At 57.9% G+C, this 22688-nt stretch carries 24 protein-coding genes; 8 read left to right on the forward strand and 16 right to left on the reverse strand.

Features of this window, described 5'->3' with window-relative positions; genetic code table 11:
* Complete coding sequence (locus NZK35_RS24150) at positions 1-918, reverse strand: YihY/virulence factor BrkB family protein (protein WP_259635091.1); 918 nt, start codon at positions 916-918, stop codon at positions 1-3.
* Positions 919-1703: 785 nt separating this feature from the next.
* Here NZK35_RS24150 and NZK35_RS24155 point away from each other — a divergent pair.
* Positions 1704-2675, forward strand: coding sequence for a diacylglycerol/lipid kinase family protein (locus NZK35_RS24155; RefSeq protein WP_259635092.1), 972 nt, complete (start codon positions 1704-1706; stop codon positions 2673-2675).
* A gap of 16 nt (positions 2676-2691) precedes the next feature.
* Here NZK35_RS24155 and NZK35_RS24160 read toward each other — a convergent pair whose 3' ends face one another.
* The gene (locus NZK35_RS24160) at positions 2692-3330 is read right to left on the reverse strand and encodes a CDP-alcohol phosphatidyltransferase family protein (RefSeq protein ID WP_259635113.1); all 639 of its coding nucleotides are present in this window, start codon (positions 3328-3330) and stop codon (positions 2692-2694) included.
* Between the two features lie 388 nt (positions 3331-3718).
* On the opposite strand from NZK35_RS24160, the gene NZK35_RS24165 reads away from it, so the two are divergent.
* A complete protein-coding gene (locus tag NZK35_RS24165; RefSeq protein WP_259635093.1) occupies positions 3719-5311 on the forward strand; it encodes a glycoside hydrolase family protein in 1593 nt (530 codons plus the stop codon).
* A 4-nt stretch (positions 5312-5315) separates the two neighbouring features.
* Here the strand turns inward: NZK35_RS24165 and NZK35_RS24170 are convergent, their stop codons facing one another.
* From NZK35_RS24170 to NZK35_RS24190, 5 genes are all read right to left on the reverse strand, one after another.
* Complete coding sequence (locus tag NZK35_RS24170) at positions 5316-5663, reverse strand: SPW repeat domain-containing protein (protein ID WP_323379662.1); 348 nt, start codon at positions 5661-5663, stop codon at positions 5316-5318.
* Positions 5663-6295 carry a vitamin K epoxide reductase family protein gene (locus NZK35_RS24175; RefSeq protein WP_259635095.1) on the reverse strand — a complete coding sequence of 211 codons (633 nt, stop codon included), beginning with the start codon at positions 6293-6295 and terminating at the stop codon, positions 5663-5665. The genes NZK35_RS24170 and NZK35_RS24175 overlap by 1 nt, the downstream gene beginning before the upstream one ends.
* Positions 6296-6300: 5 nt before the next feature.
* Positions 6301-7359, reverse strand: coding sequence for an NAD-dependent epimerase/dehydratase family protein (locus NZK35_RS24180; protein WP_259635096.1), 1059 nt, complete (start codon positions 7357-7359; stop codon positions 6301-6303).
* Positions 7360-7473: 114 nt separating this feature from the next.
* Complete coding sequence (locus NZK35_RS24185) at positions 7474-8556, reverse strand: AI-2E family transporter (protein WP_259635097.1); 1083 nt, start codon at positions 8554-8556, stop codon at positions 7474-7476.
* Between the two features lie 104 nt (positions 8557-8660).
* Positions 8661-9020: a hypothetical protein gene (locus NZK35_RS24190; RefSeq protein ID WP_259635098.1), complete on the reverse strand. Its 360-nt coding sequence runs from the start codon at positions 9018-9020 to the stop codon at positions 8661-8663.
* A gap of 343 nt (positions 9021-9363) precedes the next feature.
* Here NZK35_RS24190 and NZK35_RS24195 point away from each other — a divergent pair, with 343 nt between their 5' ends.
* Positions 9364-10422 carry a sodium:calcium antiporter gene (locus NZK35_RS24195; protein WP_259635099.1) on the forward strand — a complete coding sequence of 353 codons (1059 nt, stop codon included), beginning with the start codon at positions 9364-9366 and terminating at the stop codon, positions 10420-10422.
* 260 nt (positions 10423-10682) lie between these two features.
* Here NZK35_RS24195 and NZK35_RS24200 read toward each other — a convergent pair whose 3' ends face one another.
* Positions 10683-11792, reverse strand: a complete 1110-nt coding sequence (locus tag NZK35_RS24200) for a baeRF3 domain-containing protein (protein WP_259635100.1) — start codon at positions 11790-11792, stop codon at positions 10683-10685.
* Positions 11793-12009: 217 nt separating this feature from the next.
* On the opposite strand from NZK35_RS24200, the gene NZK35_RS24205 reads away from it, so the two are divergent.
* Entirely contained in the window at positions 12010-12468 is a 459-nt protein-coding gene (locus NZK35_RS24205) for a hypothetical protein (protein ID WP_259635101.1), read from the forward strand.
* 111 nt (positions 12469-12579) lie between these two features.
* Here the strand turns inward: NZK35_RS24205 and NZK35_RS24210 are convergent, their stop codons facing one another.
* The 3 genes from NZK35_RS24210 to NZK35_RS24220 form a co-directional block, all read right to left on the reverse strand.
* Positions 12580-12780: a zinc ribbon domain-containing protein gene (locus tag NZK35_RS24210; protein ID WP_323379663.1), complete on the reverse strand. Its 201-nt coding sequence runs from the start codon at positions 12778-12780 to the stop codon at positions 12580-12582.
* Positions 12780-13391, reverse strand: coding sequence for a hypothetical protein (locus tag NZK35_RS24215; RefSeq protein WP_259635115.1), 612 nt, complete (start codon positions 13389-13391; stop codon positions 12780-12782). Before NZK35_RS24215 ends, NZK35_RS24210 begins: the two co-directional genes overlap by 1 nt.
* A 122-nt stretch (positions 13392-13513) precedes the next feature.
* Positions 13514-13996 (reverse strand): pyridoxamine 5'-phosphate oxidase family protein, encoded by a 483-nt coding sequence (locus NZK35_RS24220; protein WP_259635102.1) that lies wholly within the window; start codon positions 13994-13996, stop codon positions 13514-13516.
* Between the two features lie 438 nt (positions 13997-14434).
* On the opposite strand from NZK35_RS24220, the gene NZK35_RS24225 reads away from it, so the two are divergent.
* On the forward strand, positions 14435-14944 hold the full coding sequence (locus NZK35_RS24225) for a response regulator (RefSeq protein WP_259635103.1): 510 nt from the start codon (positions 14435-14437) through the stop codon (positions 14942-14944).
* 89 nt (positions 14945-15033) lie between these two features.
* On the opposite strand, the gene NZK35_RS24230 is transcribed toward NZK35_RS24225, so the two are convergent.
* From NZK35_RS24230 to NZK35_RS24250, 5 genes are all read right to left on the reverse strand, one after another.
* Positions 15034-16293 (reverse strand): hypothetical protein, encoded by a 1260-nt coding sequence (locus NZK35_RS24230; RefSeq protein ID WP_259635104.1) that lies wholly within the window; start codon positions 16291-16293, stop codon positions 15034-15036.
* Between the two features lie 389 nt (positions 16294-16682).
* Positions 16683-17108, reverse strand: coding sequence for a DUF423 domain-containing protein (locus NZK35_RS24235; RefSeq protein ID WP_259635105.1), 426 nt, complete (start codon positions 17106-17108; stop codon positions 16683-16685).
* Entirely contained in the window at positions 17105-17521 is a 417-nt protein-coding gene (locus tag NZK35_RS24240) for a response regulator (RefSeq protein WP_259635106.1), read from the reverse strand. The genes NZK35_RS24235 and NZK35_RS24240 overlap by 4 nt, the downstream gene beginning before the upstream one ends.
* Positions 17522-17551: 30 nt before the next feature.
* Positions 17552-18376 (reverse strand): alpha/beta hydrolase, encoded by an 825-nt coding sequence (locus tag NZK35_RS24245; RefSeq protein WP_259635107.1) that lies wholly within the window; start codon positions 18374-18376, stop codon positions 17552-17554.
* Between the two features lie 164 nt (positions 18377-18540).
* Positions 18541-19443: a B12-binding domain-containing protein gene (locus tag NZK35_RS24250; protein ID WP_259635108.1), complete on the reverse strand. Its 903-nt coding sequence runs from the start codon at positions 19441-19443 to the stop codon at positions 18541-18543.
* 270 nt (positions 19444-19713) lie between these two features.
* Here NZK35_RS24250 and NZK35_RS24255 point away from each other — a divergent pair, with 270 nt between their 5' ends.
* Genes NZK35_RS24255 through NZK35_RS24265 form a run of 3 tightly spaced genes read left to right on the forward strand, consistent with a single transcriptional unit; the run spans position 19714 to position 22612 of the window.
* Positions 19714-20787, forward strand: a complete 1074-nt coding sequence (locus tag NZK35_RS24255; protein ID WP_259635109.1) for a sigma-70 family RNA polymerase sigma factor — start codon at positions 19714-19716, stop codon at positions 20785-20787.
* Positions 20784-22172: a TIGR01777 family oxidoreductase gene (locus NZK35_RS24260; RefSeq protein WP_259635110.1), complete on the forward strand. Its 1389-nt coding sequence runs from the start codon at positions 20784-20786 to the stop codon at positions 22170-22172. Before NZK35_RS24255 ends, NZK35_RS24260 begins: the two co-directional genes overlap by 4 nt.
* On the forward strand, positions 22169-22612 hold the full coding sequence (locus NZK35_RS24265) for a hypothetical protein (RefSeq protein WP_259635111.1): 444 nt from the start codon (positions 22169-22171) through the stop codon (positions 22610-22612). The genes NZK35_RS24260 and NZK35_RS24265 overlap by 4 nt, the downstream gene beginning before the upstream one ends.
* The last annotated feature ends 76 nt before the right edge of the window (positions 22613-22688 follow it).

Here is a 22688-nt window from a genome sequence, read left to right on the forward strand (position 1 = left end):
CTAGCCCGCTTCCGGACGCCGGATCTCTTCAACCACTCGTACCGCGTTGCTCTCCGGCTGAATACCGTTCCCAAACCGGACGGCATAGACCTGAGTGGCCTCGGCGCCCAGTAGAACGATCATTGACGAGTAATAAACCCAGACCAGGATCACCGCGAGTGATGCCGCTGCCGCCCCCAACTCCGCCCCCGGTTCGCTGTAAGAGAAATAGACCTGCATCGCATAGCGGCCCGCCAGAAACAGCGCCGTCGTGATCGCTGCACCGGCAAACACATTGCGCCACTGCACCACCGCATCGGGCATGAACTTGAAGATTGCCGCAAACACGATAAAGACCACCGCGGCCTGGACCAGGTAGTTGATGATCGCAGCCACTCCGCCGTCGACACCCAGGATCGAACCCAGTTGCTGTCCCGCGGTCGAGAGCACCGAGGAAACGACAATGGAAACCAGTAAAAGAAATCCGAGCGCAAGAATCATTGCCAATGAGATGATTCGTTTGATCAAAATCGTCACAATGCTGGAAGTGTCCGGGTCAGGTTTCACCTGCCAGACTCGATTCAGTGAATCTTGCAACGCACCGACGACTCCCGTTGCCCCGACGATGATGCCGGCAAAACTGATCAAAGACTTCCACCATGTGCCGCCGGATTCACGGTTGTTTCGCAGGATCTTGGTGATACCCTCCGCTGCCGATTCGTTGCCGAGCATTTCCGTGGCTTGATCTTCTAACACCGCCTGTGCCCGCTGTTTGGCATTTCCAGATTCATAAGCAAGCGACAATCCGAACGTCAGCACGGTCAACAACAGGAACAGCAACGGCGGCAGCGCAAAGGCGGTGTAGTAGGCCAATGCCGCTGCCATGGTAGTGCAACGGTCTTTGAGGAATTCGTCGAAGGTTTGCTTGAGAAAATTCATCGTCGAGGCGATCGTCGAGGCGCCGGTGCAGAGCCCCTTGTTTCAGTTTTCAGTGATGCGGATCGCTGTTGAGCGGGCAAATTCCATGCCAGCATTGTTCAACAAAGCGTTCAGCAACAGGTTCACTTCGCAATCGTTTCCTTCACCGTTTCCGAGACAGGCTCGCCCGCCATGGGGCTGGCCGCTCGTGGCGGGCGTTCTGTTTGGTCTGTAAGGTTTATCTGTAAGCTCACGCCCATTCCGCTCAACGTCGACAACACCAAGGCGACCATGCTCCGACAAGCGCGGTTGATCGCCAGGAACCCGGCTGCTGATGCAACGGCGATCAACATGGACGCTATTCCGCCAAGTGCGGTCAAGTCGCGTCCCGCTTCCTCCATCCAGGTCGGTCTGACCGGATCGGACACGTCGCTGTCTTTTTCAATCGTTCTGTCATTCCGCCGACTAGAACACGTTCGCGATTCATTCTCCGTCCATCGCTGAGCGACGGACTGGATCGTCGCACCAGTTGTCGAAACGGCACGGCATCTGCACATGTATCGTTTCAACACACTTTTCACCACCCTTCAGCATCGATTCTACGACTACGACAATGACCAATAGCAGCAATATCCAAACGGTTCATGGTGTCACGCACCCGATTGTGGCAGGCCCTCCGCTGATCGGAGACGACGGCTCTGCTTCAATCGAAAGGTATCGTGAAGAAACAGCCAAACGCCTCCAGCGGAGCCGCGAGGCGGCCAATTCCGAGCAATCGTCGGATCGTTCGGAGGATTGAACAGCGGATGGCAGCCATCACAAACCATCTGCTCCACGACGAGTGGCCTGGAGCGGCTTTGCTGGAGCTGGACTACCACGTCATCTGGAACGATGGGTCTGGGAAGGCGGCTCAAATCGATCAGCTACGGCAATTGCTGTCGTGTTTTGCAACGCGATGGACAAAAATCTGTCGCGACGTTGATCTACCCAACGCGATCATCGGTTCTCGTTGCCGTACGGTCGTCGCTGCCGGCGGCGACGGTACTGTCAATGCGGTCGTGAACGCTTTGATGGAAGTCGATGCATCGGTGCGTCCCAGCCTGTCTATTGTTCCGTTGGGAACGGCCAACGACTTTGCCGGGACGCTCGCGATTTCAGATGACGTCGCCGAAGCCGTGCAGCAAATGCGCGAAAGCGGTCCGCGAAGCATCGATATCGTCCAAGTGCACGCCCATGGTTTTCAGCAGTACTTCGCAAACGTTGCAGCCGGCGGCAATTGCGTGAGAGTATCGGAACTGATGACCGACGAAATCAAACAACGCTGGGGGGCGATGAGCTACATTCGGGGGGCCGTGTCCGTTTTGCCGGACATGATCAGCTACCGGATTCAGGTCGACATCGACGGTGAGCAGTTAGAACTTGACAGCTGGGCAATTCTGGTTGCCAACGGACGTACCAACGCAGGACGTATCGAAGTGGCTCCCTGGGCGTCACCGACCGACGGGTTGCTCGATATCATTTTGATCAAAGATGGTACGGTTGCGGACATGGCGGAGATCGTGACACGTAACCTGATCGGGTCATTCGCGCAGTGTGATCAGGTGATTTATCGTCAGGCCAAGCGTCTGGAACTGCGATCAGATCCGTCGATGCGTTTCACCTTCGACGGTGAAATTGTGGACGCAAAACCGATCCGGTTTTGTGTCGAACCGGCGCCGATCCAGATGTTTGTCGGCAGGCAGTTCCAGTCCCATGTCGAGCCCGTCGAACTCGGCTAGCAAACGACCTTCTCAATCACGCTAGCTTGTCGCGGCTTGCGGCCAGTCGCCAAGATGCGGCGACGTAGAACAGGGGGTAAGCCAATGAGACCAGGGTGAGCCATCCGGGCGGGTGGGGATACGGGTACAGCATCAGGATCATCACGGCGACCCAACCCGCTGCACCGCCGAGCAGAATTCTGCGCAAACGCCTTGGAGCCAAGTTGGGATAGATGAATCGCAGCGGGCTGAGGGTCATGATGCTAAGAGCCCACATCATCAGGGCCACCGCCCAGCCGCCGCCCCAGACGAAGAGGATTCCCGCGTAGAACGCGAAGATGTTCCAGTAGGATGGAAACCCTCGAAAAAAGCCGCCGTCCTCGTCTTTGGCGTGGCGATGAGAAAAACCGAGCAAGCTGCTGCCCATCGCCAAGGTGACCGTCCAGCCCCATCCCTGCGGCAGCCAATCCATCCGCCAGATCAACATCAGTGGAATGAACGCGAAGGTCAGGTAGTCCAACAGGTCATCAATCGTCCGCCCGTCGAACGCCGGGGCTCGCGTTTTGACTTCGAAACGCCGCGCCAAGGGACCGTCGATCGCGTCGATCACATTGGTCAATAACAAGTAGACGAAAACGATTCTCGGATCGCAAACAGGAGAAATGATTTCAGCCATCGCCAGCCCTGCCGGGATGATCCCCGACGCGGTCAGCAAGTGGACACCGTAGCAAGCCCATGCGGATTCAGATGTCGTTGACTTGCTAATCACGCTCGCGTTTCATTCTCTTGAGTGGTCATTGTCAAAAACGGGTTGGAATCAACCTCCCTAAGCTGTTCGATGCAATCCGCAGTCAAACGAAGCAGTTTCCATACCAAACGCGGTTTTCCCCGAGCGTGCCAGCAGACGCGGGACTCGTGGCTCGATCGCCGGTTGCTCACTGGCCGGCGCGACGGGTTTTCGAGCAGGCCGAGACGCGAGCTGCGATTTCGTGGTTGCGGAGTCGAGTCGACTTCAAAGCAATTGGGGTGGGGCGTCGCGGCCGACTTGGTGTACATTGTTGACCATGTTTGCAGAAACTGACGGCAGCAGAAAAACGATCGGCGACGTGGACGTCTTGTTTCACGACGGCCTGTACCACTTGTTTCACCTGGTTCTGCCCAACCACGACTTTATCGCCCACGCCGTCAGCACCGACGCGTTGAATTGGCGGCGAGTCAACAACGCGCTGTTCATCGGCGATCCCGGCAGTTGGGACGACTTGATGCTGTGGACGATGCATGTTTCGCCCGATCCCCATCATTCCGGGCGCTGGCGGATGTTCTACACCGGTCTGTCGCGGCGCGATCAAGGCAACTTTCAACGGTTGGGGATGGCGGTCAGCGATGATCTGTTTCATTGGCAAAAGGTCCCGGTCCGGTGGGAAGATCACCGCGGACCGAGGGACCCAGAGCGTGTCAAGCGTGCGCTGCAGCAGAGTCGAGCGACGTCCGCGGATGCCCGACATGCGATGTTTGATCAAGCGAGTTGTTTTCCCTTGGCGCCGGATCCGGAGTATTACGAAGCGTCGCTCACTGAGGGCCGGCACTGGGTCAGCTTTCGCGATCCGTTTTACCATCATGACGGGAACGATGGCTGGCTGCTGGCGGCCGGACGCGTCAACACGGGGCCGGTCGTCCGCCGCGGTTGTGTCGCATTGATGAAGGAAGTCGAACCCAACCATTTCGTTGCACACCCGCCGCTGCATCACCCGCGATTGTATGATGATATCGAAGTGCCGAATCTGATCGTCGTCGACGACGACCATTACTTGATCGGCAGCATTCGCGAAGACGCAAAAATTCGTTACTGGCACACCGACGAGATTGGACACCGGTGGCAAAGCTATCACGACAACGTGTTGCTGCCCCAAGGCAACTACGCGGGGCGGGTCTGCCGTGACGATCAAGGATGGTTGCTGTGGAATTTCTATTCGATGAATCGGGAGGACCGAACGGCGGAAAACTTGATGCCGCCGCCCAAACGTCTGGTCAAGAACGAACATGGATTGCTGCGGGCGGTGACGTTCGAAGGCATCGACCAATACTTGCGGGAACCATTGGATGCGAAGTGTATCCACAGCCTGATCGATGACGTCGGGCCGCAGATGCGAGAGTGTCGCGTCGAAGGTGGGCATTTGGACCTGGCGTGTGAAAGTGGGTTTCAAGCCTTCGTGTTCGATGACCACTTGGATCACTTCCGATTTCAAGCCAAGTTGGACATGCAGGGGCTCGGCAAGTGCGGCCTGGTCTTTCGCATTGATCCCGAAACGCGCGATGGGTACTACCTCTCGCTGGATCTCCTCAAGGGTGTCGCCCAGCTGCGGGCTTGGGGAACCGGTGAAGACGGCAGTGGCGAACAGATGATGCAGTTTTGTCCGTTGCAATCAGGTTTTTGGTACAGCGAGGATCGCACCGCCATTTCCGTGCGATTGATCGTCTTCGGAAGCTACATCGAAGTGTCGGTCAATGGTCGGGTTGTTTTGTCGTTGGCGGACCAGAGTTTTGACAAGGGAAAAATGGGCGTTTATTTGGAGACGGCGAAAGTAAGAGTTTCCGAGATTCAATTGGTACGACTTGCGCCGCCCAATCAAACCGACGAACATCTGGCGAGCGGCTGAACGATTAATGCGATCCAGCAGATGAGCGCCAGGCGAGGGGCGGGCGTGATGCGTCGTTCGGGATGATCGCGATCATCAGTAGAAAGAGACCGACGACGATGTGATTTTGGTGAATCGGTGGTGGGGGAATCTCTGCAAAACGACCCCACAACGTCAGCCCGCTCGCGACGACCAGGTTCAGCAAGTGCGCATGCCGGGTCGGATGCCAGTACGACAACCCCGCCAGTATCGCAACCAGCAACGCAACCAACGAATCGATCAGTACAAAGGATTCGCTGCCTTGCACCCGAAAGACAAACGGGCTAATCGCCAGCCAGACCGCGGTCATGATCTCAACGACGCGTCCCCACATCACGCAGTCCCCCGCGACAATAAGGTTTCCGCCGCGCGATCGATCGCTTCGCAGCGATTCCCCCAAAATGCATCCCATAACAGTCGCGAATCATGATTCTGTTTCCAAACAATCCACAGGTACGTCAAGGACGCCCGGACTTCATCCCACGCCCAATAAACGAGGATCAAAGAGATCACCGCCGTCACCAGGCATAGAAAGCACCATGATCCGACGATGAAAGCCTGGATCAAGACCAGCACGACACTGACAATGCCCAGCGGAATCACGTCAATCCCGAATAGGATCACCAACCAGGGACGGTACTGCCACCGGCGCGCGGATCCGGCAAACCCCAAAATGGCGTCCCCCAGGTATGCCAGCACTCCGAGCGCGGCATCGTGAATGCCAAGCATGGCGTACATCTGCGTAGCGGTTTTAGACTTCAGGACATCGGCCGTGCCGCTGCCGAAGAAAGGATCCCAGGCGGTTTCGATCAGCCCCCATTGGTACAGAGACAGGTGCGTAGAGATGGCCGCGGCGACGAACGCCAGAATGCATATCGGGATTCGCTGTGACCACGCCGAGGGGTTGTGGTCATAGGGCGGGACGTTGCGGTGCAAGTCGTCGACCGGTAGTGTTGCGTGCGACATCGGTGTTATCGGTTCAGGCCGTTCTTGCGATACCAATGATCGGGATCCTGTTTCAAGTCGTCGATAATCGTCGGTAGGCGATCGATCAGTCGATGCTCGGGTTCCCAGCCGAGTAGCTCTTTCGCCCGCGACAGATCGAGCGCGTAATGGTCATCGGCCATGTTGACCATGAAGGGTTTGATGAACGCTTCGCCATCGGACAGTGTGTCGGTGACCGACGCACCGACTTTCGCGAGCGGTTTCGGAACGCACAGCGTCGTCCACTCCTTGCCATGAATCAGACGCCCGATTTCATCTTGAAGCGTTTCGTAGGAGAGAGGATCCGGCTCGCCGATCAAAATGGCCGTCTTGGCTTCGATCTGGTCACGACGCTCGACAGTGGCCACGACCGCATCGACCGCATCGTCAAGGTGAACCGCCGATTGCCCGGTCTCGGTATCGCCGGGAAAGAAGTAGCTTTGAAAATCGTTTTCGTAGATGCGTTTGATCTGCTGCACGATGGTCGGTTGACGCCCGTAGTCGGTGTAGACGCCGGCGATCCGCAAGAAGACCGATCGCACCCCTGGGTGGCCCTCACGGATCAGCCGTTCGGTTCGAATTTTGCTCTCGGGATAAGGCCACTTCGCCAACAGCGGATCCTCTTCGGCGATGTGCTGGCCCGGTTCACAAGGCTCGTGCACCAGCATCGTACTGCTGAAAATGAACTGTTCCAGCTCGAACTCGTCCAGTGCGTTGAGTAGCCGATCGGTCCCGTTGACCGTGACTTCGTCGTACGTTTCACTGTCTTCTCCTGAGAAATCATAATACGCCGCCAGGTGAACGACGCTGGCGAGTTTGCCATCGGTGCGTCGTCGAACATCCGCGACCGCGCCACGGACATTCTCGTAGCTGGTCAGATCGCACTCGATGTCGTGGACGTTGGCATGGCTTTTTGGAGGTTCAGGCAATCCGACTCGATCGAACCCAAATACTTCATAGCCCCGATCGGCCAGCGTGCGGCAAACCGGTTGCCCCATCAGACCCGAGCTTCCTGTGACAAGGACGGCAGGACGTGTTACAGACATGAATTACTCCGCTTGGATCATAAACGTTCGTCTCTCCGACGCTGCAAACAACATGCCACTGCGAACGCCGGGGCACTGCGAACGCCGGGGCACCGTCGTACCTGTAGCCCGCGGTCATGCAGCCAGCTGTCGTTGGTTGGCAAGACGATCCCGGGCGATGTTCAGCAGGGCGTAGAAAAACGCAGCAACCATGGGGCCGACGAAGATGCCCCACAACCCCATCAACTTGAGCGCTCCCAGCACGGTCACCAAAGCGACCAGCGGATGCAGCTTTGCTTGATTGCCGATCACATAGGCACGAACCAGATTGTCCGATGACGCGACAATCACCGCGCCGTAAACGGCCAGTCCGATTCCGGACACAAAATGTCCTTGGAAAAGCAGCCACGCCGCCACGCCACCCCAGACGGCCGCGGATCCGAGTAACGGGATGAACGAAGAGAACATCGTCAACACGATCAGCAACCAAACGTTCGGGATCCCCAAAACGGCGAATGCAACGCCGGAAAGAGCGGCTTGCGCCAGGCCGGCCACCACGGTCCCCAACACGACTCCTCGACAGACCGACTGAAACCGCTCGGTCAGGCGTTGTTCTTCCTGGTTTTTCAACGGCATCATGCGATGCAGTTCCCGCAGAAAAACATCGCGGTCGGCGAGGAAATAGTAAAGGGCGAGGGTCATGATTGCCAGACTGACGGCGAACGTGAAAAAGTCGGAGAGTAAACCACGCGTCTTGTCGTACAATTCCACCGTCACGCCGTCGGTGATCTTCAAAACCGTTCTCCTTAACTGTTGCCGATGCTCTTCAGGTAAACGCGCGTTGAGATGTTCGATCGCGTCGCCGATTTGTGTCGCTTCGATGATCTCCACCGTCTCCTCGATTCCGTTGGAAGAGGTGGCTTCGAATCGCCCGGCGACATCAGCCCCGATCTTCATGACCTGGGTGCCGGCCATTAGAAGTGTGACGCAGATGGGTAGCAGCACCGCGAGCACCACCAGCAATGTGGTCGCACCAGCGGCAATTCGCCCGTGACCGGCAAACCGTTCGGTCAACCAGCGGTGCAACGGCGCAAACAATACCGTCAGTACCAAGGCCACGAAGATCGCCACGATAAACGGCTTGATGACATGTAAGAACAGTAACCCGAACAGAGCGAGCGAACCGATCAGAAGCCAAAGCGAAAGGTTACGTGGCATGTTTGGCTGCTCTTTGGTGCGGAGTTTCTGGGGTCACCCCATCGTGTCGATCCAACAACGTTGCCGTGGAAGCGTCGCGAGCTCCCTTCGGTGCAACGGGGCGTTCACGCGTCAGTCGCTGAGCTGATGTTGGCCGCTTTCGCCTCGCCCTTCTCGTCGGGTTGACGCGACTCCCAGTCCTGCAATTGGTCAAACTTGTTTTGCAATTGCTCGGTGATCCCGGTCAATGCTCCGCCCCGATGCATCGCCGGTTCGCGGCACATGTCTTTGACGCGACTCTCGATGTCGACTTGCAACTTCCGGTCGGCGAGACGCCCATAGCCGCTCATCAACAGCGACTTCAGCAATTCTTCGACCGACGAATCATCCAGCGTTGGATCCGTCGAAGCGTTCTCGAGTCGTGTGCAACAGATCGAGGCAAGCTTGTCGAGTTGTTTTTCAATCTGGGGGTTTGTATTGCTCATGTTTCGCTTGTTTGTTTGAAGTTCTTTGGTAAGCCGTGGCCGCTCGTCGTGGCGACAAGATGAATTGCCTTCCAGCGTCACCGGCACACACGCGGCATCCCCAACGACCAAGCTGATCAAAACCCGATCAGCCGCCCTTGAATGGTGCCTGCCTCGAAATGGAGAGCAATCGATATGCCAAAGCGTCGCGTCGTGGCGTGCCCTCCACGGGACAATGCCTGCGGGACAATGCCGGATGCATCGAAGTGCGGCGATTCCGCCACGCGGACGCAACACGCGGGAAATGGGCGCGTCAGTGCTCGGCACGACCCGTCTGGCATGTCCGTTGCAACGGCGGTCGAGAATGATTTCATTCCTCGAACTTCCGTTATTGGCCAATGCCGCCATCTTTGTGTTCGGATCGATCCTGGTTTGGCTGGCAGGCACAAAACTTAGTCGTTACGTCGACTTGTTCGCCGATCGAACGGGGATCGGTGAAGCCTTCGCCGGCGCCCTGTTGCTCGGTGGGGCGACGAGTCTGCCAGAAATGGCAACGACCTGTACAGCGGCGTACTCAGGTGCGGCGAAATTGGCAGGTGCAAACCTGCTCGGCGGAGTCGCCATGCAGATCGCCGTACTGGGCATCATCGATGCGGTCGTGCTGCGAGGCCGAGCGCTGACGCTGTTCTCACCTCGCTCATCGTTACTGATGGTTGGGGTGATGTTGATCGCGCTGATTGCGATTGCGGCCGCTGCGCTCAGCAGCGGCGAATGGGGGACCATCGCTCATCTCGGGCTGTGGCCGGTGGTCATTTTCGGTTTCTATGTCTTTTCTGTCTGGGTGATCTATCGCTACGAAGGGGACCCACGCTGGAAACCGAGCGGTGAATTGGCCCAGCCGCCCGAGTCGGCGCGTGACCTCAAGGACGCTTACCAATCCGAATACGCAGAGACCTCGACCAGGGCTTTGGTCGGTTTCTTCGCCATCGCCTCGCTCGCCGTCCTGATCGGAGGCTTTTTCGTCGCCAAAACGGGCGAAGCGATCGCCGAGCAAACCGGCATCGGCCAGAGTGTAGTCGGAGCGACGTTGGTCGCGTTGGCGACCAGTTTGCCGGAGGTCAGCACGACGTATTCCGCGGTTCGGTTTGGTGCCTACAGCATGGCGGCGGCGAACATTCTGGGTACCAATTCGATCGAAATCGCGCTCTTCTTGCCGGCCGACCTGACCTATCGCGACGGTGCGATTTTTGATGCGATGGCTCCGTCGTCCGGCTTCCTTGCAGCGCTGAGCATTATCGTCACCAGCTTGTACCTGTGGGGGATTCTGGAACGCCGTGACCGCACGATTTTGGGGATGGGCACCGACTCGTTCGCTGTTCTGCTGGTGTACGGAATCGGGCTTGTGATCTACTCGACGCTGTAGACGAGCGGGTTGCCGTAGTCCCACGATTTCGTCGACCGCCATTGCGGTCAATCACCGCCCGCAGTGATCGGTGGTCGACCAGTCGGGTGCATGGGCGACACTCCAGCAGCGAGCACCCTGGCGGCGGAGTGCGCTCGCGACAAACTGCTTACCGCTGGCGACGTCGATTCTTTTACTGCAGGAGTAGACGTTCCGCCACCTGGAGCCACGCCTGGAGACAGCAGCGAAGCGCGATGAGACAGTCGTTGACCGCTCGATACTCAGTAACGGAAAATCGCCATGAGCTTTGAGACGCCTGGCATCTGCTCCGCCTCGCACCGATAAACGCTTCCTCCTTGACGCAGGGTCTCGACGACAGCCGAGTTCCAGTGCGTCGCCTCGGCATCCGTTTCGTCGGCCGCAATCAACAACGAATCGACGCGCCCGTTGGCCGTGGCTGCCACGATTTCAGAAAGATCGCTGGAGCCTTGTGACTGCGCGATGGCGGTGGCAAATCGGTCCAGACCCTCCTCGCTGCCACCACTCAGCTGGTCGGAGAGCGTTTGGCGGACTCGCTCCCGCAAGTCCTGGTCGCTCCATTGAGCGGGGCTGCCTTCGACCCTTGCGTCGACGCTCACATCCGTCGTCGCTTCAAAGTGGCCCGCCACTTCGGTTGTCGCGACCAACACCAACGGGATTCCGGTGTTGTAGATCGCCGCGGCGACCTGATCGCCGACCAACGAAAGGTACTGGTCGCGATCCGCCGCAATTTTGTCTTCGCCTTCTCCATGACCGTGATAGATTGCCGTCGACGTCGCCCCGGCGCCTCCATGGCTGCGGTGGCTCGTATTCTGCAAGCTCTCCTCGGGATCACGCGGCACGACAAGATCATGAAAGGTCGCTGGAAGCACGCCGGTTTCCATCAGTTCGAGCGATTCCCCGTCGAATCGGAACAGGCTGGCACTGTCCCAGGTCAACGAGAGGACAAACTGGGTGTCGCCCGTATTCCACTGCCTTACCAGTGGTAACAGCCATAGCGTCTGACCCACGAAAACACGTTCTGGCAGGGATCGGTTGACACGGACGAGACGTGTAGTGTCGGGCGTCACGAAGACGGCCAGTCCTTCGCTTTGGTGTTGCCAAAAAGCATGCTTGGTGGAAAGCGATTCAAGGGATTCAACGATCGAACCGTCATGGCCGGCCGCCTCGAGTTGTCGTTTCGCGTCGCCGAGCAGATTTTTGAAAAGAATCGCATTTTGTTGGGTCTCGGGTCCATTTCGATAGGTTGGCATCAGGATCGAGACACAAGGATTTGCACTTGTATTGGCCAGTTCGTTCAACTCGCCCGCTTTCAGGCGAGTTGGTGTGAGTTCGTTGGTGATGGTGGACATCGCGATCTCGCTTTGGAAGGGAGGAAACGTTTTGCTGCCTTACGCTCAATTGCAAACGCGATGCCGAATGCCCTGATGGATTCACTCGTGTCTGCGGCACACACTGGCAAGCGACATCGAGAACACCGCTGGGATAACCGAGGACGTGATTGCGAAGCAGAGATTGTCAATGGCACAGAAGATGCTTCGATTGCGTGAGATCTAATCGATCATTACCTTGTTTCCACTGGACTATGCCAGCGATCCGCTCGTGCAAAAATCGCTGAGTGGCTACTTGCACACCGTTAGCGGCGGCGTTTTCTTTCTGACATTGGCGTGTTACTCGTTGTACCACTTTCCGCGTGACGTGAGATTTGAGCAAGAACCACATTTGCGTGAGCGGAGTTGGGTTTACCGCACCAGTGGATGGGTGATCTTGCTCTGCATGATCGCCATGGCGGCATACTTGTTTCTGCTCGGCGGCCAATGGAAGCGATCGTTCAACGATTTTAATTTTCTACTGTGGATGGAATCGATCGCGGTGTGGTCGTTTGCGGCGGCCTGGCTCGCGAAAGGGCGTGTGATCATCGCCGAAATTGCCGTGGACGTCTTGGCGCACGCATCCAAGTTGGTGCTGGACGATCGGCGACCAGATGATCCATTGCCAACCAGCGAGGGCTGGCGCCGGCGATCTTGAAACGGCGTAACTGGGATCTTGTAGACAGGTGGCCTTTTCCCCAAAAGAGGACACCGGTGGTGGAGTGCCCACTACCGGTGTCTAGGTCACCCGCGAACGTTGCTCGCGGCCCTACGTTTCATCGGATCGATTTTCAGCATTGCGATGGCTCGATGAACCGGGCGGGTGTCTGGTCGGCGTGATGTCAGCGGGCGAGTTGACATAAATCTTTGTGCCACAGTTCGGGCATGCGACCGCACGGTCGTGTACATCAACGCCGCACCGTGGACAGGGAGTCATGTTCAAGGGGGACGCAGATTTTTCATTTTTCATCAGTAGTCAATCCTCTCGTCGGAGCCGTTGAACCTGGCTTCATAATCGATTTGCCGGAGATAGCTTTTCAATGCGGTGAACTCCTGGGGATCCAGTTGGTCTTTGATCGAATCTACCGCTTCGTGGATCAAGTTGACCATTCGGTGGACTTTTGCATAATCCATCCGCCGATACGTTTCGCCGGGGCTGGAACGCTTTGCAAACGTTTCCTCGATCGGCTTGCGGTAGGGTTGAAGGGCAGGATGGTCCAGTGGCCGGGGCCAGTAAAGTTCGCCGGACTGTCGATCGATCTGGTTCCCTTGCAATCGATCCGGAGCCATCCGTTTGCCGATTTCACGACGCTTCTCTTCCGACAGTGGAGTGTGTTCCTCCGCGATTTCCGCGTCCCGGAGATCGCGAAGCTCGTAGTATTGCTCAACCCGCTCCTCGCGATTCTTGAGCCTCAGCGTAAGGGCTTGTTGCAACTGTTCGGCCGACAAGGACTTTAGATAGGCACCTTTGCCGAGGCCGGTCGCCAGTTCACCGCGGGCTTCGAGAACGTCGCCCGCCGCGGTTGTGTTGTCATCGTCGTCGAACAATCCATCGTCGGCGATTGCGATTGTCACGAGCATGATTGTTAGTAAAGAGGCGGCGAGTCGCATGGTTCACTCAGTCTTGTTGGGGTAGTGGAAAACGCGGTGTTGTTAACGAAGGGCCCGTTTCCGGACCGGTCTAAATCACGGCACGCGCGTGTTTACATCGAGACAGAAGCGTTGGTTTCGGCGTCTGTCCCGGGGCGTTCGCCTTGCAAATATGCCGTGCCGGCTTTCAGCAAATACTTCACTCCGGTCAAACCGGAGTGATCCCAGTATTCGCCCCGTGAAGGTTCGATTCGCAACAAGAGAATCGACTCACTGGACTTGCCGTCGGGAAACCAGACTTTCCAGCCTTCGCTCCATAGCTCGTCCAACTTCGCTTGATCATCGCTCGGATGTGCAGTCCCGGAGATCGACACAAACTTATTGGACGCTTGCATGGTCACGGCAACTTCGGAATCCAGCGCCAGGTCGGTGACTTTGCCGGAGTTGCGTTCGGTCACAAACCAGAGTTGGCCGTCTGGCTCCACTTGAGCGACCGCCATCGGACGAGCGTTGATGGCGCCATCGACGCTGCGAGTGACGAGCATGGCTGTGTCAAAGTCTTTAAGCAAGTCGATCAGTTTTTTATGGGTGTTCATGGTCCTAATCCTTGTTGGTTGCTTGGTCTGTCGATAGCCAGTTTGCCGGGGGTGCTACCATTGCAGTGGCTGACGTTGCAGTTTCCATGCCAAAGGCGGCTTTCCCTTGCCGGCGCCACAACCGGTGGGCTCGGCCCGGCATCGCCGGTCGGTGAATGACCAGTGCGAGACTTTCTCGAACAGGTTCCGTCTCAATCATCGAGCGCGGCGGTTGACAGTGACGAACGATCTGCCACCGAAAGAGTGTGCTTCGACAAACCGTTCGGCTGAAACATTGGACCAGGTTCGTTGCTGTCGAGTCAGCGACAGAGATGGCCCGGGTTCGATGGAGATGCCGAGCACGTGGTGTCGTGCCAAGGGCACGGTAGTTGCACTCTAAAACTCACAAATAAGCTCGCAGTAGCAACCGCGCTCATTCCCTCTCTGCCTCACCCTGTGATGACCGAGGATGCCCCCCCAAAACGATGTGTGATTGCGGATGATGTGCGATCTTCGCGAGCAAAGGTTGGAAACTGGCTCGATGGTTGCGGATTCGATTGCGTGTTTGCTGAAAATGGGTTGGAAGCATGGGAATCGATTCGAAACCATCCACCTGATCTTCTGGTCACCGATCTGGAGATGCCTCTGTTATGCGGACTGGAGCTTCTTGAGAAGATTCGCCGATCCGACAACAAACGCATCGGCCAGTTGCCCGTTCTGGTGATGACCAGTCTGCTAGACAGCCAGACATTGGACGTCGTGCGCAAGCTGGGTGGCGATGGCTTGCTTCAAAAGCCGCTCGACAAGGAGAACACTCTTTCAGTCATTCTCGATTTAATCGCGGGAAAGAAGTGTCTCCAACGATTCAGCGCCCGAGACTCGGATTGCAGTCCCAGTGGCGAAGGAGTGATTTCGCCCACACTCCGACGCTTGATCAAAACGGTCGCCGAGGGCAAGCGGACGAAATAGGCGGCTTGTCGTCACTTGTCTCGGGCGGGTGTGATGATGAAAGCCACTCGAGACGAAAGGACGTTGGCGGCAATGATTGTCTGCTGATGTTAATCGACAATCTTCTTCAGGATGCTCGCCAGCTGCGGGTTGTCGGTCGCGTGCAACGCAGCCGTGGCGTCGGCTTTGAGCTTCATGACTGCATCGCCAGTTCGATCGGCAAGGTTGTCCCGGTTTGTGTAGCGAGACCACGTCGCTTGGTTGGCGTCCAAGTGAAACTGTACCCAGTTCGCGTCTTGAAGATGCCCCGAACGTTCGCTGGTATAACGATCGAGATTGACTGTGCCCTTTGCATCAACAGCGGCTTGCGCCGGTCCAGCGGTGGAACGATCACGACGCTGCAGCGCCGCAGTCAGTTCATCTTCGCCGTCGATAACTTTTGCCGGGTCGTTTCGGTCAATCTCATCGTCTCCGTCTCCGAAATCGACGCTTTCTCGGTTGGTAAAATCGGTACCGAGCGGATTGTCGATGTCGTAGTCCGCATCGGGATCGTAATCATCCCGATCGTAGATCGAATCCTGCGAATAGGGCATGGTCGCGGAGCGTGTCTGGGCCTCTCGCAGGCTGATCCGTCCGGCGACGGGACCGCCAACCGCACGACGTCCCGCGGCGGCAGCGATGGCAGCTTCCGTCCCGTCTTCGATGGCGTCGGTCCGATTGCCCGCCTCTCGTCGTGTTTCGTCGATGTAGTCGTCGACACGGTATTGATCGATATCCAATCGCAATCCGTCAGCAGTTCGCTCGTCATCCAAGCCCGGATCGTCGGTACCCGCCGGAGTTTCGGTATCTAAGCGTTTGAGCCCGTCAGGGTTAGCTGCGGTTCGTGCTTGTGCAGAACGACGCGTCGACGGCGGTCTTTCGGTTGCCTCGTCGTCTTTTGACGGGCGGGCCTTCTGATCACGATCGGAACGATCAATCGATTTCGCCAGGGCGGCACCGACAGCTTTGGGGTCGGGTAACGCCCGGTCGGCATTGCGATCAGTCGTCGATGCGGAAGAGCGATTGACCTGTGTCCATCCGAACGCCTCCAATTCACCGATCACTTGGTCGGATTGCTCGGCGATGGCCTGCAGTTGATTTTTCTGCTCGATCGACTCGCTGCGTTTGACGGCCTCGATGGCCAACTTCCTGGCGAGACTTGCATCGCTCCAAATCACGCCAGCCAGCGCCCAGTCGCTGATCTCTCGGGCCGCTCCGTCCGGCACAGCCCCGTCGGTTCGCGACGGCTGCTCCGCCTTGACGGTCATCAGGGCCGCCATCGAAAGAACAACATAAGCGGCGAAGTAAAGAAGGTTTCGTTGATGTCTCATGGATTGACTCGGTCGCGTTGGGATGGGCAACACGCAGGTTGCTTGTCGTGCGGATTTCGTCGTGCAGATTCAATCGCGGGAGACTCGGCGGTGTTGGCAATCTCCAATTCGAATCAGCACGCGTTCGTTGATCACCTGACGTCGAAGCAAAGATCGTGCCCAACGACAACGGTCAGCAACTTGTTGACACCTTTCGGCTTCCGCTACGGCTTGGACCCTTAAAGAAGATTCATGGCCGTCATGCCACACGTGGTTCGGCCGAACGGCTGTCGAGCACCCTGTCGGATAGGCGACCAGGCTCGCGGCCTTTCGATGCAATCGACGTTCCAAGATCAACGTAGGCGTGTTGGCCGCAGCGTTTCAACGAGGGACGCTGCGTGGCGTTTTGCTTACGCAGGTGGGCTGGTTTGATCCGGCCGCTTGGGAGCCGCGAATGCGAGCAGTGCCCAGGCGACAATCCAGGCAACGCCTCCCAGCGGCGTGATCGCGCCCATCCAAGGCGTTTCGGTCAACACCAGCAGGTACAGGCTGCCGCTGAACAACACGATGCCGGCCAAGAACAGAGAACCGGATTTCACGATCAACGAGGAGGCGTTGGTGCCCAAGGCCGCCAGGGCCAAGAGGACAACCGCATGCACGAGGTGGTACCTCGATCCGGTTTCGAATTGCCCCACCCGCTTTGCGATCAGTTCGGGCTCCAGCCCCTGGGACTGCAGCAACCCTTCCAGTCCGTGCGCGGCGAAGGCACCCAGGGACACACCCGTGGCGCCGGCGATCGCGGCGGCAACGAGCAGGAATCGATTGGGGTGAGTCATGCCGAAGTGAGTTGGGTGTCAACGGCCCGCAGAAGCTTGTCCATTTGAAAGGGCTTGCGGATGTATTCGCTGACGCCCAGCAGTTCGGCGTAGGCCTTGTGACGACTGCCTTCATTGCCGGTGATCATGATCACCGGCACCATGGTTTCGGACATCCGCCGCAGCTTCTCGAGCACCAGGAATCCGCTGCGTTTAGGCATCATCATGTCCAAGATGATCAAGTCCGGCGATTCGCGCTCGGCCAGCGCCAGGCCTTGATTTCCGTCGCGGGCAACGACGACTTCGTACCCGGCGTCTTCCAACGCGTAACGCACCGACTCGATGATTTCGATATCGTCGTCGACGATCAAAATCTTGGCACCGCGATCGCTTTGAACCACTTGGGGGAGATCGTCAGAGTCTTCGTCGGCCATACAATGGAACCTGGTCGTGAAACTGGAAGTTTAGTTGTCCGAGAACGAAGTCGGACTTGTATCCCAATGGCTTAGTTTAGCAACTGGAGCACCGCTCACCACATGATTCATGACCCATCGGTCCAGATCCGACAAAACGACGGTGTTCATTTCGTCGTCGTTGCGGTACTGCCGAATTTCCAGTTGTGCTCCGATTGAACTGGCGGCTTGAATTTCGGAAACCAAGCGTGTCTCGTCGTAGAGCTCGCTTTCAATGGATCGCTGCCACAGCATTGGCAGCCGTCGTTCCTTCAGTCGCTGGCGGTCCAGTTCTGGATGGGCGGGCAGATTGAATGCGCCGCCGAGTGAGATCGCAGCGGCAAACAGTTCCGGGTGACGCATCGCGATCCGCGTCGCCATGGTACCACCGCTTTGGTATCCCGCCAGCACGATGCGTTCGGCATGGATGCTGTATTGATCTGCGGCGCGATCGATCGCGGCGAGCACACTTCGCTCTGCCGATTCTAACGCGGCCGCCGAGTTGCTCCACCAAAACCGGTGGCCCGACGCGTCCGACGCCATCGGGCCGCGAATGCCGGTGGCCAAGTAGTTCCGCGAGCTGACATGGGGCATCACGTGGCAAACCTGGTTTTCGTTGAAGCCGTCGCTGTGCAGCCAGACGACCAACGGGTAACGGTAGTTCGCTTCGTAATGCAGCGGCACGAAAAATGTCTGGGCACGGATCGCCGCAGACCAACTGCTCGGTGCCTCGCCGTCGTGCTCGCCCGACAACTCTTCGGCATCGAGTGCGTCGACGGGGTGCGGGGCGTTGTCCTTTCCGTCGGCAACGTGATCGCTAACGGAATTCCAAATCATGGTCGCATCAAAACGGTTCATAGCAAACCGGGACTCAGCAAGTGAAAAAGCATCAACACGCTGCTGACGGCTGGCTACAAACGTAGGGACAGCGCGGACGATGTGTCAACGCTGAAGCGAACAAAGCCAGTGGCAAAAAGACAAAATTAGAAACGCTTTCAAAACTAACGCTTCAGAATCTCAGCCAGCTCGATCAGGTGCCGAAGGCTGTCGCAGTGTGCCGCGTAACGCAGCTTCGGACGCAGTTGATCGTCCAATGCACGCCCCCCGACGATCAGGCTCACCCGATCGCCCAGCGAGTCGGCAAGCTTGTTCTGCTCAGCCACAAAACGGGCCGGATCGTCTACCGACGTCACGCTCAACCAAACCATCTTGGGCTGGTAATCCTGGACCGCCTGCATCAACGAAACCAGCGGCAAATCGTTGCCTAGATTCACCGCGTTCCAGCCGTTTTCTCGCAACGCCAACTCCACCAACGCGGTGGGTAGCTGATAGGGGTCCGACTCCGGCGCCGCACCGATCGCAATCGGAGCCTCTGAAGGGAGGGTCGCAAGGCCCTCCCGAAGGCTGTAGATCAGCCGTGTGCAGATCGTGCAACTCCGCCGTTCCTGATAGACCTCCAACTCGCCGCAGTCCCAGGCATCACCCAGCCCCCGCATCGCGTCGGTGATCAGGTCCTCGGCGGCCTCGGCGCGGGACCATCCCAACGCGATCCGCTGCTCCAGCAACCGCATACAGTGACGCTCGTCCCCGTCCGCCAGAGCCGCGCGAAACTCCTGCTGGGTCGGCTCGGTGCCGGCTCCTCGCACCGCGGTCCGCCGCACCTTCGGCTTCGACGCGATCTCAAGGTCGCTGCCATCGAGTCCCAGGGCCTGCGTGTCGACGATCGTTCGCTCGGTCGACTGGAGGAACTCCCGTAGGCCCGACAGGGTGATCCGGCGGTGGCCGCCGACCGTCCGGATCGTCGGGATCACCCCCTGGTCGCACCAACGCTTGACCGACGACTCGCTGACATGCAGCGAACTCGCAATCTGTTTCGGAGAAAACTGCGGCAACGAGTCAGGCACAGGCGGTAACCCGGGAGGTGGAATCTGGGAAGCGTGAACGTTTTGGACGATAAGCGTCCGCGCTGAACGTTTTCCAATCGTAGCGAAAACCTCCGCTTCGCCAACCGTGGAATCGAGAAACTTTCGTAGTTTCGGCGGTTTTATGGCGGATTCTCAACTTGTTTCGTCATTTTTTGCATCCGGGCATTGTTGTTGCACGAATCTTCCGATATACCGTATTGAACGTTTTGAACGAAATTCCGTTCTCGACCCCGCCCCAAGGATCAAACCATGGCCACCAAGCTTGCCCCCGCCCCTGCGACTGACACGAAGAATGCCGCACCCAAACCGGATGCGTCCAAACTCCGTGCACGGCCGCCGGCATGGTTGAACTTGAACGAATTGAACGATGCGAATCGAGACGCGGACGGAATGATCGCTCCGCTCACCGAACTGACGAACGAAGAGCTAAAGACCCGCACCAAGCGTCGGCTGAGGGAGGAGATTGATTTCATTTCCAATCCCGACTTCGGCGATACCGACCTGGGCAAGCAGTTGTTCGCAGAGCCATTGAACCTCGCCCCTCGCAAGGCCGAGCTGGGCATTGCGGCGATCCGCCGCAGCGGGATTGACATGCCGATCCATCTGGGCCGCCTTTGTGAGGCACCTCTGCTGACGCCCGAGCAGGAGCAAATGCTGTTTCAGCGAATGAATTACCTGTTGCAGCAGGCCGCCGTGCATCGCAGCGTGCTGAACCCGGCGCGTCCGTCGCGGGTCAGGCTGGAGACAATCGACCGGCTGATCGCGTTGGCTTCGTGGCACCGCGACCGAATCGTCGAAGCAAACTTGCGGCTCGTCTTTTCAATCGTGAAAAAGTTCGTGAACCCGAACAACAGTTTCGATGACTTGCTCAGCGACGGAATTGTCGCGCTAATCCGCGCGGTGGAGAAGTTTGACTTCGATCGCGGGTTCCGATTCAGCACCTATGCGACGCAGGTCATCCGCCGCAATTCCTATCGCACTGTCGTCCTCAAGCAGCAGGAACGGCAAAAGACCGTGGGCGGGCTGCAGGACATGGATCTGGATTTGACCGACGAAGGTCGCGAGTCGGCAATCAGCGAAAAACGCTGGCACGAACTGAGAAGTCGCTTGAGCGTGATGCTGAACGATTTGGATCGCCGCGAGAAATTTATCATCCGCGCCCGTTTTTCGCTCGGGGCGCATCGCAAAGTTCATACACTGCAGTCGCTCGCCAACCGCCTTGGTGTTTCCAAGGAACGCGTCCGCCAGCTCGAACGTCGGGCGATGGATAAGCTGCGTGCGATGGCGGGCGACGTCAACCTTGCGGAACTGGAGACTCAGTGAAAACCTATCTGGCTTCAACGACTCTGCCAGTCGACGCGGAGCAGGCCTTCGCCTACCACGAGCGACCCGGCGCCCTCGATCGTTTGATTCCACCCTGGAAAAATGTATCGGTTGAATCGTCCGATGGCAGTCTGAAGCCGAATAGTGTGGTGGTATTGCGGCTGAAGGCCGGCCCCCTGTCGATGCGTTGGGTCGCACAGCACACCGAATACGATCCCCCGCACTGCTTCGTCGACGTCCAACGCTCGGGGCCGTTCGCTCATTGGGAGCATCGCCACTTGTTCGATGCAGCGTCCTCCGATGGCTGTGTGCTTCGCGATTCGATCACGTATCAATTGCCGCTGGGAGCATTTGGCGGAATGTTGGGGGCTTCATTGGCCCGCAAAGAGTTGGAGTCGATGTTCGCCTACCGCCACCGGGTCACGCGCGACGACTTGGAATTGGCGGCAAAGTACCAAGCGTCGCCGATGAAGATCGCCGTCTCCGGCTCGTCCGGGCTGGTGGGGCGAAAACTCTGTGCGTTGCTGACCTTGCTCGGCCACGAGGTGATTCGGTTGGAGCGTTCGATCGATCGCATCGAAGACGGCCAAGCGGCGATCGCTCCCTGGGATTCGTCCGAGCAGGCGGCCAGGCTTTCCGGCGTCGATGCCGTCGTGCATTTGGCCGGAAAATCGATCGCGGACCAACGCTGGACCGACCCGGTCAAGCAGGCGATTCGTGAAAGCCGAGTCGACTTGACGAGTCGTTTGGCCGAGGCTTTGGCCGGTCTGGCGGATCCGCCCAAGGTCTTTCTTTGCGCCTCAGCGATCGGAATTTATGGAGATCGGGGGGAAGAGGTGTTGTCCGAATCGAGCGCACCAGGCGAAACCTTTTTGGCAGACGTCGCCCTGGAATGGGAACAGGCCTGTCGACCGGCCGAGCAAGCAGGCATTCGCGTCGCCAACGCGCGGTTGGGCGTCGTTCTGGACCCCGGTGGCGGAGCGCTCGAAAAAATGTTGACGCCGGCTAAGCTCTTCGGTGGCGCCTTGGGCAGCGGACGTCAATGGTGGAGTTGGGTTTCGATCGACGACGTGATCGGTTCCATCTACCACGCGATCTGTGACGATCGCGTCTCAGGTCCGTTCAATGTCACCGCACCCAGTCCGCTGACCAATCGCGACTTTGCCAAAACGCTCGGGCGAGTGATTTCGCGTCCGGCGCTGGTTCCCGCCCCGGCGTTCGCGCTACGGCTTGCACTCGGCGAAATGGCCGATGCGTTGCTCCTGTCCAGCACGCGCGTGATCCCATCGGTGCTGCAACAGACCGGGTATGAATTCCGTTTCACCCAAGCCGACGAGGCGTTGCGTTATCATTTGGGGGTCAATCGATTGGAGTCGATCGAATGAAGGCGAACTTGATCTTTCTGATCAATCTGATCGCAACCTGGTACATGGTCGGATTGATCTGGATGGTACAGGTCGTGCATTACAAACTGTTCGACCGGGTTGGCGAAGCGGAGTTCGTGAAATATGAAACGGATCATTCAAATCTGATCACTCCGATCGTCGGGCTACCCATGCTGATCGAGATCGCGACGGCAGGGATGTTACTCGCGTCTGTGCCCGCCGGCATTCCACGCTGGGCATTGGTGGCGGCGTTCATCGCCGTTGTCGGAATCTGGCTGTCGACCGCGCTGATCCAGGTGCCCTGTCACAATCGATTGACCCAAAACGGTTTTTCCCAGCCGGACTATCAGCTGCTTGTCGGCAGCAACTGGATCCGAACGGTTCTGTGGACCGCCCGAGGTTTGCTGCTCGCGTACTTCGCCAACAAGCTGATGGCGTAGCCGCTCGACGTTTAAACCCTACCGCGCAACCCTGTAAGGCATTTTTTAGCGGTAGGCCGCGAGCGGGCTGTCGATT

Source organism: Stieleria sedimenti, from assembly GCF_025060895.1.
Lineage (GTDB): Bacteria > Planctomycetota > Planctomycetia > Pirellulales > Pirellulaceae > Stieleria > Stieleria sedimenti.

What these genes read in the sequence shown, in the direction of transcription:
- NZK35_RS24265 (WP_259635111.1), top strand. Translation starts at nt 22,169, where the DNA reads ATGAAGGCGAACTTGATCTTTCTGATCAATCTGATCGCAACCTGGTAC.
- NZK35_RS24150 (WP_259635091.1), bottom strand. Translation starts at nt 918, where the DNA reads ATGAATTTTCTCAAGCAAACCTTCGACGAATTCCTCAAAGACCGTTGC.
- NZK35_RS24165 (WP_259635093.1), top strand. Translation starts at nt 3,719, where the DNA reads ATGTTTGCAGAAACTGACGGCAGCAGAAAAACGATCGGCGACGTGGAC.
- NZK35_RS24185 (WP_259635097.1), bottom strand. Translation starts at nt 8,556, where the DNA reads ATGCCACGTAACCTTTCGCTTTGGCTTCTGATCGGTTCGCTCGCTCTG.
- NZK35_RS24225 (WP_259635103.1), top strand. Translation starts at nt 14,435, where the DNA reads ATGACCGAGGATGCCCCCCCAAAACGATGTGTGATTGCGGATGATGTG.
- NZK35_RS24175 (WP_259635095.1), bottom strand. Translation starts at nt 6,295, where the DNA reads ATGTCGCACGCAACACTACCGGTCGACGACTTGCACCGCAACGTCCCG.
- NZK35_RS24210 (WP_323379663.1), bottom strand. Translation starts at nt 12,780, where the DNA reads ATGAAAAATGAAAAATCTGCGTCCCCCTTGAACATGACTCCCTGTCCA.
- NZK35_RS24160 (WP_259635113.1), bottom strand. Translation starts at nt 3,330, where the DNA reads ATGGCTGAAATCATTTCTCCTGTTTGCGATCCGAGAATCGTTTTCGTC.
- NZK35_RS24170 (WP_323379662.1), bottom strand. Translation starts at nt 5,663, where the DNA reads ATGTGGGGACGCGTCGTTGAGATCATGACCGCGGTCTGGCTGGCGATT.
- NZK35_RS24220 (WP_259635102.1), bottom strand. Translation starts at nt 13,996, where the DNA reads ATGAACACCCATAAAAAACTGATCGACTTGCTTAAAGACTTTGACACA.
- NZK35_RS24190 (WP_259635098.1), bottom strand. Translation starts at nt 9,020, where the DNA reads ATGAGCAATACAAACCCCCAGATTGAAAAACAACTCGACAAGCTTGCC.
- NZK35_RS24180 (WP_259635096.1), bottom strand. Translation starts at nt 7,359, where the DNA reads ATGTCTGTAACACGTCCTGCCGTCCTTGTCACAGGAAGCTCGGGTCTG.
- NZK35_RS24195 (WP_259635099.1), top strand. Translation starts at nt 9,364, where the DNA reads ATGATTTCATTCCTCGAACTTCCGTTATTGGCCAATGCCGCCATCTTT.
- NZK35_RS24230 (WP_259635104.1), bottom strand. Translation starts at nt 16,293, where the DNA reads ATGAGACATCAACGAAACCTTCTTTACTTCGCCGCTTATGTTGTTCTT.
- NZK35_RS24245 (WP_259635107.1), bottom strand. Translation starts at nt 18,376, where the DNA reads ATGATTTGGAATTCCGTTAGCGATCACGTTGCCGACGGAAAGGACAAC.
- NZK35_RS24240 (WP_259635106.1), bottom strand. Translation starts at nt 17,521, where the DNA reads ATGGCCGACGAAGACTCTGACGATCTCCCCCAAGTGGTTCAAAGCGAT.
- NZK35_RS24155 (WP_259635092.1), top strand. Translation starts at nt 1,704, where the DNA reads ATGGCAGCCATCACAAACCATCTGCTCCACGACGAGTGGCCTGGAGCG.
- NZK35_RS24215 (WP_259635115.1), bottom strand. Translation starts at nt 13,391, where the DNA reads ATGCTCGTGACAATCGCAATCGCCGACGATGGATTGTTCGACGACGAT.
- NZK35_RS24235 (WP_259635105.1), bottom strand. Translation starts at nt 17,108, where the DNA reads ATGACTCACCCCAATCGATTCCTGCTCGTTGCCGCCGCGATCGCCGGC.
- NZK35_RS24255 (WP_259635109.1), top strand. Translation starts at nt 19,714, where the DNA reads ATGGCCACCAAGCTTGCCCCCGCCCCTGCGACTGACACGAAGAATGCC.
- NZK35_RS24200 (WP_259635100.1), bottom strand. Translation starts at nt 11,792, where the DNA reads ATGTCCACCATCACCAACGAACTCACACCAACTCGCCTGAAAGCGGGC.